General features: G+C 69.7%; 11 protein-coding genes. 6 read left to right on the plus strand and 5 right to left on the minus strand.

What is annotated here, in order from left to right:
* Window positions 1–76 precede the first annotated feature (76 nt).
* The 5 genes from wecC to ACYVKF_RS09950 all read right to left on the minus strand — a co-directional run bounded on the left by wecC (window position 77) and on the right by ACYVKF_RS09950 (window position 8,873).
* Window positions 77–1,324 (minus strand): UDP-N-acetyl-D-mannosamine dehydrogenase, encoded by a 1,248-nt coding sequence (gene wecC / locus ACYVKF_RS09930; protein ID WP_460966319.1) that lies wholly within the window; start codon window positions 1,322–1,324, stop codon window positions 77–79.
* Between the two features lie 125 nt (window positions 1,325–1,449).
* Window positions 1,450–3,564: a glycosyltransferase family protein gene (locus ACYVKF_RS09935; protein WP_460966320.1), complete on the minus strand. Its 2,115-nt coding sequence runs from the start codon at window positions 3,562–3,564 to the stop codon at window positions 1,450–1,452.
* A complete protein-coding gene (locus ACYVKF_RS09940) occupies window positions 3,561–4,073 on the minus strand; it encodes a hypothetical protein (protein ID WP_460966321.1) in 513 nt (170 codons plus the stop codon). Before ACYVKF_RS09940 ends, ACYVKF_RS09935 begins: the two co-directional genes overlap by 4 nt.
* Before the next feature lie 11 nt (window positions 4,074–4,084).
* Window positions 4,085–6,874 (minus strand): glycosyltransferase, encoded by a 2,790-nt coding sequence (locus tag ACYVKF_RS09945; protein WP_460966322.1) that lies wholly within the window; start codon window positions 6,872–6,874, stop codon window positions 4,085–4,087.
* A 76-nt stretch (window positions 6,875–6,950) separates the two neighbouring features.
* Window positions 6,951–8,873 (minus strand): glycosyltransferase family protein, encoded by a 1,923-nt coding sequence (locus ACYVKF_RS09950; protein ID WP_460966323.1) that lies wholly within the window; start codon window positions 8,871–8,873, stop codon window positions 6,951–6,953.
* A gap of 180 nt (window positions 8,874–9,053) precedes the next feature.
* Between ACYVKF_RS09950 and ACYVKF_RS09955 the strand changes: the two genes are divergently transcribed.
* The 6 genes from ACYVKF_RS09955 to ACYVKF_RS09980 all read left to right on the plus strand — a co-directional run bounded on the left by ACYVKF_RS09955 (window position 9,054) and on the right by ACYVKF_RS09980 (window position 15,741).
* Entirely contained in the window at window positions 9,054–10,136 is a 1,083-nt protein-coding gene (locus ACYVKF_RS09955; RefSeq protein ID WP_460966324.1) for an SGNH/GDSL hydrolase family protein, read from the plus strand.
* Window positions 10,137–10,324: 188 nt separating this feature from the next.
* Window positions 10,325–10,798, plus strand: a complete 474-nt coding sequence (locus ACYVKF_RS09960) for a hypothetical protein (protein WP_056916117.1) — start codon at window positions 10,325–10,327, stop codon at window positions 10,796–10,798.
* Window positions 10,795–11,610, plus strand: coding sequence for a PP2C family protein-serine/threonine phosphatase (locus tag ACYVKF_RS09965; RefSeq protein ID WP_460966325.1), 816 nt, complete (start codon window positions 10,795–10,797; stop codon window positions 11,608–11,610). The genes ACYVKF_RS09960 and ACYVKF_RS09965 overlap by 4 nt, the downstream gene beginning before the upstream one ends.
* Window positions 11,607–13,412, plus strand: coding sequence for an FHA domain-containing protein (locus ACYVKF_RS09970; RefSeq protein WP_460966326.1), 1,806 nt, complete (start codon window positions 11,607–11,609; stop codon window positions 13,410–13,412). The genes ACYVKF_RS09965 and ACYVKF_RS09970 overlap by 4 nt, the downstream gene beginning before the upstream one ends.
* The gene (locus ACYVKF_RS09975; protein ID WP_460966327.1) at window positions 13,409–14,995 is read left to right on the plus strand and encodes a serine/threonine-protein kinase; all 1,587 of its coding nucleotides are present in this window, start codon (window positions 13,409–13,411) and stop codon (window positions 14,993–14,995) included. Before ACYVKF_RS09970 ends, ACYVKF_RS09975 begins: the two co-directional genes overlap by 4 nt.
* Window positions 14,992–15,741, plus strand: coding sequence for an FHA domain-containing protein (locus ACYVKF_RS09980; protein ID WP_056916120.1), 750 nt, complete (start codon window positions 14,992–14,994; stop codon window positions 15,739–15,741). The genes ACYVKF_RS09975 and ACYVKF_RS09980 overlap by 4 nt, the downstream gene beginning before the upstream one ends.
* Window positions 15,742–15,744 lie beyond the last annotated feature (3 nt).

The raw sequence follows: 15,744 nt of genomic DNA on the forward strand, positions 1-15,744 counted from the left end.
TCGGTCGAAAGCTGGCGACGACCTGAACGGTGACTGCGCGCCATCCCGCTCGGTACGTCGACCGCGAATATCGGTGTCAGCGCCAAGTGCCGCGCGTGTCGATGACGGCCTTCTCGGCGAGCAGGCGTCGGTCGACGTGCTTGAACTCGCGGTGGTCCACCAGTAGCACGACGATGTCGGCCGCAGCGATGCCCTCAGCGGTGTTCGCGAGCTCGACGTTGTCGAGCGCAGACAGGGACGCCGGCAGCTCCTCGATGTTGGGCTCGATCGCGAGGATGCGTGACGACGGGTGGCGTTGGGCCAGCGCCTGGGTGATGGACAGCGCCGGCGACTCGCGCAGGTCGTCGATGTCGGGCTTGAAGGCGAGGCCGAGCGCCGCGATCACCGGGTCCTTGAAGCGGTCGGCCCGGTCCTTGACCTTGCCGAGCACGTACTCCGGCTTGTGGTCGTTCACCTCGCGGGCGGTGCGGATGAGGCGCGCCTCCTCCGGGACGGCGCTGACGATGAACCACGGGTCGACGGCGATGCAGTGCCCGCCGACACCCGGCCCGGGCTGGAGGATGTTGACGCGCGGGTGCTTGTTGGAGAGCTCGATGAGCTCGAAGACGTCGATGCCGAGCTTGTCGGCGATGATCGAGAGCTCGTTCGCGAAGGCGATGTTCACGTCGCGGTAGGAGTTCTCGGTGAGCTTGGCCATCTCCGCGGTGGTGGCGTCGGTGAGGTGGAGCTCGGCACCGCAGAAGACCTGGTAGAGGTCCCGGGCGCGCTCTGCCGCCACCGTGGTCAGGCCGCCGATGATCCGGTCGTTGGTGACCAGCTCGATCATCACGCGACCGGGCAGGACCCGCTCGGGGCAGTGTGCGAAGTGGATCACCGGACGGCCCTGCGATCCGTCGAGGGAGAGGTCCGTGCGGGCGTCCAGGACGCGCTGGGCCATGTGCTCCGTCGCGCCGGGAGGGGAGGTGGACTCGAGGATGATCAGCTCGTCGCCCTGCAGCTGCGGGATGATCGCATCGGTGGCGGCGTCGATGTAGCTGAGGTCGGCCGCGTAGCCGTCCTTGAACGGTGTCGGGACGGCGACGATGTACGTCTCCGCGTGCGGCGTGTCCTTCTGCGCCGAGAGCATGCCTTGGCTGACGGCACCCGCCACGTGCGTGGCGAGGTCAGGCTCGACGAAGGGCACTTCTCCCCGGTTCACCGCATCCACGTGACGGTCGCTGACGTCCACGCCGATGACCTTCACCCCATTGCTGGCCAGGATGGCCGCGGTCGGTAGTCCGATGTAGCCGAGGCCGATCACAGCGACGGTGGAGTGGTGAGCCACAGGAGTGCCTTGTCTGGGTGGGAGAGGAAGGGCGGGGTCAAAGGTATCGAACGGCAGGCCTAGTCGCGGAAATCCCCGCCGGGGATGGCGTGGTTCGTCAAACCGCAGCGGATTGCTGCCGCGTGCTATGCCCAGCGACCTCGGCCTACTTGGAGTACGTCGGCCCACCGGTCCACAACGCTCGGTAGGTCAAGGTGCGCGACCGCATGTTCGGCGAGGGCGGCGTAGCCGTCGAACCGGTCCGAGCTGGAAGCCGTGAGGATGAACTCCGCTGCCTCCGCCACATCGTTGACAAGGAACGGCTCGGGGAATATGTCTGCGGCCCCATCCCTCGCCCAGACCACGGGGACCGATCCGGAGGCCATGCCCTCAACCGGGGCGAGGTGGAAGGACTCGTGGTCGCTGGGCGAGAGGATCCAACCAACACCGGTGAACCAGGCCGGAACGTCAGGACCTGCGTCCTCGATGAAGATGTGGGACGCCAGATCCGTGTCCGTCCTTATGGCTGCAAAGACGCCGTCGAACATCGCGCGCTGGTCGGGATCGCTCCACACCCACTCCAACGACTGTGGCGACATGCCTTTAACGGACAACATCCATCGCTCGTCTGTCTGAAGCAATTCGCGTAGAAGAGAAACGGCCCTGTCGAACCGCTTCAAGCCTGGGGACCAACCGAGAAGGCCGAGAGTGTGACGGGCCTGAGCCGTCTTGGGTCTGTGCAGGTGCCAATGGTCGACGGGGTTCGGGATCACTCTGGTCCTGGCAGGATCGAGCGACCAACGTGTGACCGCTTTGGCCCGCAAGTGTTCCGATGGGAAGACGACGACGTCCACCTGGCTGAAGTCGATGCCATCCCCCCAAGGGCCGTTGACCTCGTATCCATGGACCCGGACGACGAGATGATGATCGCCCTTATTGGCCGCATGCCACTCGGCGGCGCCGGACGCGAACTCGACCCACACGACATCCCGGTCGGCGACAGCGCTGGCAAGCTCTGTGGGCTGGGTGTGGTGCTGACTTGTCCAGGAGTAGTCGGCGACATCCAGCCCCTCACGTCGCCGCAAGTACTCGAGGATCGGGTTGGCGAATTTCATGTCGTGGCCGACGACCAGGAGCCGAGATCGGTGCGTTCCCACAACGAGTTGCGACCGGATGCTGCCATATCGGGTTGCCAAAGAGGCGCGACCAGAGGTCGGGGCGTCATTCGTGGTCGCTGGGATCAAGTTGAGGCGTCCGACCACCTGGGGAAACCGGAGCTCCAAGTACTTCAGTTCGTCAGAGCGATCAACCAGGATTCGGTTCAGTTTCTGGGCGCAGTCCGCGAAAGTATCCCAGTCCTGAGAAGTCCACGAGGTGCGGGCAGTGTCGGGGACGAGGAGCCAGGTTCGGCTCCTCATGTCGGGGTGGGCTGCTGCGTACGCGGCCACGGCGACATCTGAAGTGACGAGCGCAGCGAGACCCCACGCCTCAGCGATGCGCTTGACACGCCAAAGTTTTCGTCCTGCGGTATCAGTACCCCAGGCGGACGTTGGCCGAACCTCGAACGTGACGGTTGATTGGTCGCCGTCGTGATCAATCCGAACTCTGCAGTCTTGGAGGGACCACGTCTGGGATGAGCTCGATGTGTGCTGGGAGCCGACGCCGATCTCGACGAGCAACCTCGCGGCCAAGGCTGTCTCGAGCCGGAGTTGGGCGGGAACCTCGGCACCCCCGTTGAGGTCCGTCAACACGTCTGTAGGGCCGCCCTCCATGAGTGGCCACAGTCGAGCTCCGTTGACCCACTCGGACGAATCGACCGACTCGTGAATGTCTGGAGTCACGAGTACCAGCGCTGCGGCCTGCAGGGCAGATTGCGCGTACGCCGCGTTCGACCGGAAGGCGGCCCATTCCTGTTCGTCGAGACAGACAACCATCCGACCCGCCATCTGGGCATTGCCCGCGACCGCACGGGCCAGAACGAGTCCGCGACAGATGATGGGTGAATCTTCGGCGACCGCAAGCGTTACTGCCTTCCACGCAAGCGCTCGGTCGCCGCTCGAAGCTCGTGGAACGGCGGTACACACGACGCGGAGGTCACCCTCCATCCCGCGAAGTTCTGTATCAAGAGCGTCGACCAGTTCGATTGAGTCGCTTTGGCAGGTCAGAGACTCAGCGCTGACCGAGCCTGCCCAACGTGCTACCAGGAGATCGAGCAGGTCGACAGGGCCAGCGGTGGCACTGCGCGCATAGACGTACTTCACGATCGTTGCTCCTCGGCGTGGGTCGACGGCCGCACGAAGTGCTGCAGGAGCTCGAGGAGGGGGTCGAGGTACTCGAGCTCTTCCTCGAGACGCCTCGTGTGGAGGTTGGGAAGGTACTGAGCCCCACGAAGCTGGAGGTGGGGAGTGTGAGAGTCGCTGCTCAGCACGAGGACGGGCAGATGTTTGCTCCGGAACCACTCTGCGATGTGCCGAAGCGGGCCCCACGCCTCCCCGCCATCGTCGATCCAGCGATACCAAGGGGAGCTGAAGACAAACGACTCGTCGACGACCAGTCTCGAGACCGCATGAGAGACCAAGACCGGTTCGTTCAGGCGAGGCTGAAGGACGAGGGTTGGTCCCAGACCTGCAATGGCCTCGGCCAACGTCCTTTCGGCGACGACCGCGACTGGGTCGATCCCAGTCGCTTTGTATATGGGTGTTTCAACCAGCCCTAGCTCGCCCCCGGGCCCCGGATAACTGCCATGGGCAGCCCATCCGTCTTGGGCCATACTCCTGGACGTCAACGGATCGCCGCGGCTGCGGGAGACGTGGACGAGTCCTCAACCAAGGCACGCAGGCGGGTGACGTAGGCGCTGGTGGAGAACCGTGATCGAGCCACCCCCAGCGCATCGGCGCTCTGCTTGCGGTAGCGGTCGTCGTCGCCCCAGACGTCACTGACCAAACCCGACACCTCTGACGGTTCAGCGTAGAGAGCACCCTTTCCGTATAACGGCTCCATGTAGGGGGGGAGTACGACGACGCAACCACTTGCCATCGCCTCCAGGGCGGACATGCCGAAAGACTCGACCAGCTTGGCCGAGTGCATGTAGACCCAGAAGTCGATTCCGTTCAGGAACTCGTTCGGTGCGACGGAATCGAACGGAAGCACCTCGACCCCACTCTGGCCGAGGTCGATAACCTTCGCGATCGAGGTGGCACCGCCGAGGACACGGGTCTCGAAGGAGTCAGAAACGTAGGCCGCCTCAACCTCGGCAAGGGTGTCGGGCCACTTGAGACGGTGGTCGCGCGAGTGACGGCCCACGACCGGCCTTCTGGACTGGGTGTGACGGGGTTCCCCGGCGATCACGTCGTCGGGGACGAACCCCGGCCAGTCTTCTCCGTTAATCGCCATCCCAGGCGCCGTGAGGCGGAGAAGGTCCCGGGTGTGGGGTGACTCGGGCGAGACCACCACCGAGGCACCGAAGAGGCGTCCGGCATGCTGGACGGCGACGTCGATGTCGTATGAGGCATCGGTCCCGTTGAGGCTGAGTGGCGCGGTGTTGGCGACCACCAGCACCCGGTGGGTCCGGATCTGGCTAGCGAGGTTGTCGGCGTACTGCAGGACCGTCGGGTTGCGCACGAGGACGACAGACGTGGAAACGGAGTCCTCAAGCGCGAGCACGGGGATGCCGAGGTCGGCCACTGTCTGACGCAAGCTCTGGTTGGCAGGACGGGGGGCACGCAGCACGGGTGAGGACAGGTGCATCAGGCCCACGCGCAGCCCCGCTTCATGCGCGGCCCGGATCTCTGCAGCGGTCAGGGAGGAGTTGCCGCCAGGGAACCTGATGTCGGTGCAGTAGATGACGTCGAGGTGGCCCATGTCTGGCTGCCGTTGACCAGCCGTGAGGTTCACGGGGACGGGAAAGGGTCGTTGCTCGGGGCTGAAGGTGACGGTCTCTGCCGTCTGCTGCGACTCCCTGACCTCTGCGTGCCAGAGCAGGTAGAACAATCCGTACGTCTGCCGACCGAAGTCCAGGGCGCCGCGACGGATCTCGCCCGAGGTGAGGGAGCCGGACCGCGACCTCATGATCGAGAGGGGTGGGCCCTCGACTGCGACCACCCGCCGCCCCGTCGCAGCGTGGATCCGGTCGTGGAACTCGGCATCCGCTGCCCGATTGAGGTCGTCCCAGTTGCCCAGCCGCTTTACCAACGCGCTGCGCGTCAGCATGGAGCTGTAGTTCTTCTGACTGAACTGCGGGTTGTCGTTGATCCGGGTGAAGTAGCCGTCCTGGTCCATGCGGACCATAAAGGACATGTTGGCGACCTCATCGGGGTTTTCCACGAGGTGCCGCACTTGCGTCTCGATCTTCTGCGGGTGCGACCAGTCGTCGTCGTCGTGAACGGTGACGAACTCACCAGTCGCTTGAGCGAAGGCTCGGCGCCGTGCGCGGTAGGCGCCCTGGTTGGTGTCCTGTCGCAGCAGGGTCAGGCGCTCGTCCTGGGGGGCCATGCGCTTCAAGAAGTCCCAATGCTCGCTGTCGCTGCAGTCGTCCACGACAATCAGCTCGAGTCGTCGCCAAGTCTGCGCCAGCACGCTGCGGATGGCAGTGAGGATGTGGGCCGATCCGTTGTGGGTGGGCATGAGGACGCTGACCAGGGGACCGTCCTCCTCGGGCGGTCCGCTCACGTGGAGCCGTCCCAAGAGATCGGCGTCCCATTCCCCGACCTCGATGGGCGACAGGCTCGACTGCACGTACTGCTCGTTGAGGGCGTCTAGCCAGCCGGTGGGGTCCTCGCCCTCCTCGGCGCGACGCAGCCTGTTGGCTGTGAGGAGGGCCATCTGGACGGGGTGGGTGCTGGCCAGGTCCACCGCCTCGGCGAAGAGGTCCAGTTCGGTCGCTGCCAAGGCCTCCTCCAACAGTTCCGCATAGATCAGAGTTGAGCGCTGGTCGAGGACCGAGACGCCCCAGAGCGAAATGGCCAGGTGGTGCAGGGCGAGCGAGTCGTCCTTGTCCTCAGGGAGCAGGTTCTGATCGGCGACGACGCGGGCAAGGCTGAGCAGCGACCGGGGAAGCCACGCGGAGAAGACTGCTGTGTGCGCCTGGTCGATGACCCCGCGTGCGTGGAGACGGGCGATGGTGCGTAGCCCGGGATAGTCGAGCAAAAGGTGGGTGGCGCTGCGGGCGATGACGTCGCGTGCCTTGAGGCTCGCGTTCTTCAACGCGATCTGCTCGATGACCCGGACGTCCTTATGGTGCTGACTGCCAAAGAAGTAGTCAGGCCCTACGGCGACGTTGACCGTGAGACGGTGGGCCGAGGCGCCCGTGCCGCTGACGCGTTTGAGTTCCCTCTCGGCGATCTCCGAGGCGGTGCGTTGCGGGGCGTTGGCGGCGACAGCCAAGGACGTCTCGAGCTGCTGGGCCTTGGCCCGCGCGGCCTCCAGCTCGGCCTCGAGCCTGTCGACAGCCGCGGCCTGAGCGGTCTTCGTGTTGAGCAGGCGGATGCGGGATGACAGGGCCTCGCTTCGCGCCTCGTCGAGCTCGGATCTAAGAGTTCTGAGCTCGTTGGTCAAGAGGTGCTCGTCAGACATGGTCTCCGTCTCGACTACGTACTGGATCGGTGGTGAGGCCGAGTGCTGTCCCGCCTGCCCACCAGCTGGGGGCGGGTCAGAAGACGACATGCTCCGTTGCATGCCCATAGGCCAGGACCCGTGCGTTTGCCAGCAGTTCCGCTGATGTGGCTTCCCAGGTGTGGCGGACCGAAGTATGCCGCATCTGGACGAAGTTGAACCGGTCGGACGAGTAGATGGACAGGCCGGCGGCCGCCACGGCGCGCAGGAAGCCGGTGTCCTCCCCTCGCCACACGTCGGTGAACGGGTGGGCGAGGGCGACCTCCCGGCGGGCCACGATGGTCGGCCCCATGACGAGGTCGGTGAACCGGTGCTCGCGCTCGGGGAACCGCAGGATGGTGACGTCCAGGGCCTCGAGGTACATGTGGTGCGCCTGCTTGCCCACGACGTCCGCCCCGGAGTAGTCGAGGGCGTGCAGCTGGTCGCGCAGGTAGTCCGCGCCATACAGGTCGTCGTCGTCCATCTTGGCCACGACGTCACCGGACGCGGCCCCGACGAGGCGGTTGAGGCAGCCCCCGAGGGTGGTGCCGGCGGGTTCGTGCAGGAGGGTGAGGCGCAGCCCGAGCTCGGCGGCACGGGCGGCGAGGTCCGCGGAGGGCTCGAACCCGTGCGTGAGCAGGACCAGCTCGACGTCCACGCCGCGCTGGGCGGCGACGGTGGCGAGCACGTGGTCGACCTGCTGGGGGCGGTTCGTGGAGACGAGGGCGCTGACCGACGGCAGCCGCGCGGCGGACGAGCCGGAGGCGAGCCCTGCCGCGGACAGGACCGCGTCGAGGCGGCGCGTGTACGTGTGCGACTCCCAGATCCGGCGCTGGGCGGTGTGCACCGTCCGGTCGCGCAGCTCGGGGCTGTTGACCAGGGCGCGCAGCGTCCAGCCGGCCTCCTCGGAGGTGGCCACCTGGAGCACCTCGTCGGCGGGGAAGAACTCGCCGATGGCCCGGCTCGGTGTCGACACGACCGGGGTGCCGCACGCGGTGATCTCGAAGATCCGCCGGGCGCACATGCTCGGCGACCCGACGACCGAGTTCACGTTGAGGAAGACCTTGTAGGCCCGGTAGGCGGTGAGCATGCGCGGGTAGTCCAGCGAGCCGACCACGCGCTGGTCCAGCGGAGCCGGGAACTGGTAGCGCTCGTCGCCCCCGAGGTAGCGCGAGAAGATCTCGAGCCCCGTGGTCATCCGTGACGAGACCGCGTCGGCCGCTCCGAGCAGCAGGTCCATCTGCTCGCGGCGCTCGGGGTACTTGTGCGCGAAGTACATCCCGCCGAACCCGATGTCGCGGCTCTGGTGGCCGTCGCCGGGCCGGATCGGGTTGTGCAGCGTCTGCTGGGCCGCGAACGGCAGCACGCCGACCCGCTCGTGCCCGAGGTCGCGGTGGTAGTCGGGGACCCGGTCGGAGTCCGTGGTCCAGACGTGGTCGAACAGCCGGGCCGTGTCGAGGAAGTCCTCGTAGTGGACCGGGTCCTCCTTGTTCCAGAACACCGTCGGCACCCCGTGGTCGCGGCACCACTGCACGAGCTCGACGATCGCCGGCCGCGGCGCCGACGTCCCCGTCAGGTGGTACTGCCACGCGTCCCCGTTGCCGTGCCACGCCGACTCGACGAACAGCAGGTCGAGCCGGGGCGAGTCCACCTGGTCGCGCCAGCGGTCGGGGTGCAGCGCCACCTGGTCCCACTCGTACCCCAGCGCCAGCGACGTGAAGTCGTCGAGGATGACGCCGACCCGCAGGTCAGGACGTCGCGGTGAGCGTTCCGGCAACGGCCACGGCGGCACCTCGAGGGTCCCGTCACCGGTGAGGCGGATGCTCCCCCGGGGCCGCCGGTCGTCCAGTGCGCGTCGCTGCCACCAGCGGCGCACCTGCTCCGTGCCACCGTGCCGCAGGTGCCACACCGCCCGGCGGGCGTCGGCCACGACCCGCCCCGCACCGGAGGACGAGGATCCGCGGGTGCCGGCGCCGGGCATGGTCTCCTCAGGGGGACGGAGCGGGTATGCGGCGGGGTCGCCGGGCGCTGCCCGGCACGCTCCCCGGCGCGCGAGGTCACCGTCAACATAACGGACATGCTGGTCAGGGCCGTCCACGCGCCGCCCGTCGGCGACACGCGTCAGTTCGGGAGACGGCACGCCGTGCGGCACAATGTCCGAATGCATCGCTTCAGGGGGACCGACATCTGGCTCGGTCTCCTCGCCGTCGTCGTCAACGTCGGCCTCGTCGTCGGCGTCGTCCTCCTGACGACCGGGCGTCCCACGATCGCCGACCCGTCGCCGGTGATCAAGACCCCGAGCAGGACGACGACCACGACGACGCAGCGACCGACGACGAGCACGACGACCACCGCGCCGACGCCGCGCACGCCCGAGGCGCTGCTCGCCTCCGACGCCAAGGTGACCATCGCCGTGCTCGGCGACCAGACCAGCGACGGCGAGTCCGAGTGGGTCACGGCCTTCAGCAAGCTCCTCGCGCAGGACCGCAAGGTCACCCTCAACCGGCTCAACCCGGCCGACCCGACGACCTACACGATCAAGACGTCGTTCGGCACGGCCGGCCCGCCCACCGTCGTCTTCAACGGCAGCCGCGCCGACGCCACCGCCGACTACGCGACCAAGCGGGTGCCGTTCCTCGTGCCCACCACGCCGGACATCGTCATCCTCAACTACGGGCGCAACAACTCGACCGGCAACGTCAAGAAGCACCTGCAGAACGTCGCCTCGGCCGTGCGGACCGCCTACCCGTCGGCCAGCATCCTCGTCACCCTCCAGCCGCCGACCCGGGACGACCAGGACAAGAAGGTGCGCACCGCCGTCGCCGCCTGGGCCGCGTCGAAGAAGCTGCGGACGCTGGACGTCGCCAAGGCGTTCATCGGCACCGGTGACCCCAACGCCTACGTCTCGGCAGCCGACCCCGAGGTGCTGAACGCCCGCGGCGACGCCCTGTGGGGCGAGACCGTGTTCCGGCTGCTGGGCGGCACCATCCGCCTGCCCGACCCGGCCCCGACCACCACCCTCCCGGCGCCGTCCACGACCTCCTCGTCGACGCTGTTCCCCTCGCCGTCCTCGTCGTCCTCCTCGTCATCGGCGCCCCCGCCGCCGGCCAGCACGACCTCGTCGTCCAGCTCCTCGACGCCGCCACCGGCGACGGACCCCACGCCGCCCGATCTCCCATCGCCCAGCTTCCCCGTCACGAGCCCCCCGGGTCGTGCTCAGACCACGGCCGTCGAGGCGGGCTGACCTGGGCCGCCCCGCGGCATACGGGAGGGTCTGCTCGGTGAGGTTTCCCGGTTTGCCCACCTGTGGGAGCCTTGCCCCGGCTGCGTCGGCAGGGCGGCCATGGGGAGTTCTCCCCATGGGGGACGGGCTCCACCCCATCTAGCCTTGCCCGGTGCAGTCGTTGGTCACTGCGTCCCCGAAAGGCCCTGATGCCCACCCTGAAGTACCCGAGCGAGCAGTTCCCCGGCCCGCCGTCGGTCACCGTCGACATCCCCGACGGCTGGTCCCCGGTGCGGGTCCCCGGGACGCTGCTCGCCGCGCGCCGGGCGGAGGAGGGCGGCAGCTTCGCCCCCAACCTCGTCGTGCGCGGGTTCACCAGGTCGGCCGAGTTCACCATCGGGCGGGCGCTGGCCGAGCTCAAGGCGTTCGTGACCGAGCGGCCCGACGGCGAGATGGACGAGCCGTTCGAGGTGGAGATCGACCAGGTGCCGTTCGTCGGGGTCAACGTGTCGTGGACCGACGACAAGGTCGGTGACGTCGTGCAGGCGCACCTGTTCGCCGGCGCGCGCCGCGGGCAGGTCGTCGACCTCATCCAGGTCACCGGTTCGGTGGGTGGGCCCGAGGTCGAGGCGGAGTACGGCACCATCCAGGAGCTCATGCAGACCGTGCGGGTGACCCGGTGACCAGCACCCCGGTGACGGTCTCCGGCCTCACCCTGCGCGCGGGGTCGGCCACCGACATCGGCCGGGTGCGCGGCCACAACGAGGACGACCTCGTCGCGGAGGGGGCGGTCTTCGCCGTCGCCGACGGGATGGGTGGGCACGCTGCCGGCGAGGTCGCCAGCGGCATCGTCGTCGACGGCCTTCGCGGCCTGGCCGAACGCGTCGTGCTCGTCCGCGACGACGTCGTCGCCGCGCTCGCCGAGTCCAACGCGCAGATCCTGCGCTCGGTCGCCCGGCACCCGGAGCAGACCGGCATGGGCACCACGGCCGCGGGCCTGGCCGTCGTCTCGGCCGGGGGCTCGACGCACTGGGCGGTGTTCAACGTCGGCGACTCCCGCGTCTACCGCTACGTCGACGGCCGCCTGCGCATGGTCACCGTCGACCACTCCGAGGTCCGTGAGCTCGTCGACGCCGGCCTCATCACCGAGGCCGAGGCGGCCCGCCACCCCCTGCGCAACGTCGTGACCCGGTCCTTGGGCTCCGACTCCATGCCCGCCGTGGACCTCTGGGTGTTCCCGCCGCAGGTCGGCGAACGCTTCCTCGTCTGCTCCGACGGCCTCAACGGCGAGCTCTCCGACGACCAGATCGCCATGCTCTTGGGCGAGCACGAGGACCCGCAGGAGGCCGCCGTCGCGCTCGTCGACGCCGCCGTGGCCGCCGGTGGCCGCGACAACGTCAGCGTGGTCGTCGTGGCGCTCGACCGTCGCGAGGACGACGGCGACGACGAGGTCGACACCGCTCCCCGCAGCGAGGTCACGAGGTCCTCGGCATGACCCTGGTCCGCTTCGCCGACCCCGACCAGCCGGGATGGTGCGCCATCTCGGCTGGAGGTCTGTTCGCCCTCGTGCGGGGAGAGGCCACCGACGCGGTGGTCGTGCGCGTCTGCGAGGCCGCCGTCGCCGGTGGGCTCGACGACCTGCTCGACGCCCTGACCCGCGACGGCGTCCGCACCGCCCCCGACTTCGTGGCCGTCCAGGACGGTGACCCCGTGCGCGTCGTCGCCCGCGGCACCGCGTATGCCGTCGTGCCCGGCGAGGACGGTCGGGACGACGCTGTCGAGATCCGCGCCGCGGGCCGGGGTCCCTGGGCCGACGAGGACGCCCCCGAGGGGTCGACCGAGCTCGTCCTGCACTCCGGCGAGGTGCCCCCCGCGGCCGAGGACGAGCCGGCTGCCGAGGACGCGCCGGGTCTGCCCGACGGTCGGCTCAGCTCGCCCGGTGGCGTGCAGGGCTGGCAGGTGCCGGCCCGCCTGCGTCGCGGCGGGCCGCCCCCGGCCACCGCCGGCGACCCGGCGGACGGAGGTACCGGCGATGCCGCGCCCGTGGTCCAGGAGGTCCCCGGGTACGACTACCTGTTCGGTGCACCCGGCTCGACCGGCACACCGCCGTTCCTGCCCAACCACGACACCGGCACCCTCCAGGAGCCGCCGATCGGCCGCGCGCCGATGGAGGAGGCGGCCGGGGTGACCCCGCCGCCGGCCGACCACACGCTCCCCCCGCCGCAGCACACCCAGGCCGGGCGACCCGCACCCGCACCCCAGTCGCCGTCGCCGGCGACGCCGTCGGCGCCCGCAGGACCGACCCGCGGCACCGACGAGGGCAGCCGACCGGCCGCAGGCGGTGGGCTGATCGAGTCCGTCCCGTGGCGCCGTGGAGGGAGCAACGTCGCCCCCACCGACGAGCCCCCGGCCCCGGCGACCACCGCGATGCCGGTTCCCCCGGTGACCCCGCCGGCCCCGATGCCCACGCCTCCTGCCCCGCCCGTGACGCCGCCGGCGCAGCCGACCCCGCCCCCGGCGCAGCCGACCCCGGCACCGGAACCGCCCGCCGTCTCCGACACCCAGGCCGCGCGCACCGCCGGTGAGATGCCCGGCCGGCGCGGCACCTCCGGCCACACGGCCGCCGTGCCGCCGCCCGTCGTGCCGTCGCCCGTCGTACCGTCGCCCGTCGTGCCGTCGCCCGTCGTACCGTCGCCCGTCGCGCCGCCGGCCGCCGCACCCGAGGACACCGCTGCCCCGCAGCACACGACCCCACCGCCCGCCCCGGACGCGGACGAGGCCACCGTCGACCGGGCGAGCCTGCCGATGACGGCGACCGGCTCCATACCGAGGGGTCCCATCGTCCTGGCGGTGCTCTGCCCGGCCGGGCACCCGAGCCCGCCGCACGCGAGCAGCTGCCGGGTGTGCGAGCGGGAGATCCCGCCGCAGCAGCCGTTCCAGACGCCTCGGCCGCCGCTCGGCACGATCCGGCTCTCGACCGGTGACGTCGTGACCCTCGACCGCGGGGTGCTGCTCGGCCGCGCCCCGAAGGTCAACGCCGACCTGCCCGCCGCCCAGCGGCCGCACCTGGTGCGCGTGGTCAGCCGCGACAACGACATCTCGCGCAACCACGTCGAGATCGTGCTGGAGGGTTGGCACGTCCTGGTGCGCGACCTCGGCTCGACCAACGGCACCACCGTGGCCCTGCCCGGCCAGCAGCCGGTGCGGCTGCGGCCGAGCGACAGCCAGGTCATCGAGCCGGGCACGGTCGTCGGCATGGCCGACGAGGTCACCTTCACCTACGAGGTGCCCTCGTGACGGTGGCCGCCCCACCCGAGCTCGACGGCCTGGTCTACCGCGAGCTCGTCGGCACGGGTGGGTACGCCGACGTCTACCTGTACGAGCAGCAGATGCCCCGGATGCGGGTCGCGGTCAAGGTGCTCAAGGGCGAGGGCATCACCGACGCGATCCGCCGCCAGTTCCGCGACGAGGCCGACACCATGGCCCAGCTCGCCGACCACCCCTACATCGTCCAGGTCTTCCGGTCCGGCACCTCGCTCGACGGCCGGCCCTACCTGGTCATGAAGTACTACCCGCCGCCGAACCTCGCGCTGCGCTCGCGCAACGAGCGGCTCAGCGTCGAGGAGGTCCTGCGCACCGGGATCCAGCTCGCCAGCGCCGTCGAGACGGCCCACCGGGCGGGCATCACGCACCGCGACATCAAGCCGGCGAACGTGCTGGTCAGCCAGTACGGCGCCCCCGGCCTCACCGACTTCGGCATCGCCGGACAGCTCGGCCACGGTGCGGCGGAGGACGACGAGGACGACGTGGGCGTCAGCGTCCCGTGGGCACCCCCTGAGGTGCTCTTCGGTCAGTCGAACGGTGACGCCCGCGCCGACGTCTACTCGCTCTCGGCGACGCTGTGGCAGCTGCTGGTCGGGCGCTCGCCGTTCGAGATCCCCGGTGGCGACAACTCGGCGTACGGCCTGATGCCCCGCATCCGCACCTCCCCGGTCCCGGCCACCGGCCGCGCCGACGTGCCGGTCTCGCTCGAGCGGCTGCTCACCCAGGCGATGGCCAAGGACCCGGCGGCCCGGCCGCAGAGTGCGATCGCGTTCGCCCGCTCGCTGCAGGAGATCGAGCAGGAGCAGCGGTTCACCCGCACCGCCATCGTCGTCCTCGACGAGCAGGGCCAGACCACCCTCGCCGACCAGAGCGGACCGTCGCCGGACGCCGACGACGACCGCACCCGGGTCCGCGCTCCTCAGTCCGTGCAGGGCCAGACCCCGGCGCCCGCTCGACCGCGCAGCGTGGGTGGCACGGTCGCCGTGAACGGCGCCCAGGGCGTGGCGGGGCCGGCGTCGCACGCGGCATACGAGCACCCGTTGGTGGACGACGTCGACGTGGCGGGCACGGTGAGCCGCGACCGGCTCGGCACGCGCACCCCGGCGAGCGAGGAGCCTGCTGCGGCGGCCTCGTCCCGCAACCCGGCGGTCACGCTCGCCGCGATCGCCGTCGCCGTGGTCGCCGTCGTCGTGGGGATCTCCGTGGTGTTCGGCGGCGGGAACGACTCCCCGAAGGACACGCCGAAGACGGTCGCCAGCCAGAGCGGCGACGTCGCCCTGTCCGTGCCGAGCACCCCGACGCTCGAGGCGCGGGGGGTGTCCGGTGGCGTGGCGTTCGCGTGGCAGTACCTCGCCCCGGAGAAGCCGGACCGGTTCTTCGTCCGCACCGCGGCGACCACGGGAGGCCTGGGCACGGCGGTCGACGGCGCCCCGCTCGCCCGGTCGACGTTCACGGCGAAGGCCGCCGCCGGCACCCAGGTCTGCGGCCAGGTCAAGGTCAGCCGCGAGGGCCTGACCTCGGAGTACTCGACACCCGTCTGTGGGAGGGCCAAGTGAGCACCGGCAGCATCACCGTGGAGTTCTGCGGCGAGGAGTTCGTCGCCGTCAGGGGCACCCCGCTCACCATCGGGCGCACCGGTGACGTCGAGATCGACGACAACCCGTTCCTGCACCGCAGCTTCCTGCAGGTCGTCGAGGACGGCGGCCTGTGGTGGCTCACCAACGTCGGCACCACGCTGACGGCCACGGTCGCCGACAAGAAGGGGCTGTTCCAGGCCTGGCTCAACCCCGGCGCCCGGATCCCGCTCGCGCTCGAACGGTTCACCGTGTGGTTCACGGCCGGCCCGACCACGTACGACTTCGACATCATCGTCGACACCCCGGCCTTCACGGCGACGGGCAGCGAGGACGCCGAGACCGACAGCACGGGGGAGACCACGGTCGGTCGGGTCACCTTCACCCCCGACCAGAAGCTGCTCATGGTCGCCCTGTGCGAGGGCCTGCTCCGACGTTCGTATGCCGCGCCCGGCCAGATCCCGTCGTCGGCCGACGCCGCCGCCCGCCTCGGCTGGAAGGTCACGAAGTTCAACCGAAAACTGGACAATGTCTGTCAAAAGCTCGCCGATGCTGGTACTCGTGGATTGCACGGGGGGCCGGGGAAGCTCGCGAGCAACCGCAAGGCGCGGCTGGTCGAGCACGCCCTGTCGACGCGACTGGTGACCGAGGGCGACCTCGCACTGCTGGACGCGATCGACCACGACGAGCCGGCAGCACCGCAACCACCACCACCACGGGGGCAGTAGTCA

This window comes from Pedococcus soli, assembly GCF_054782575.1.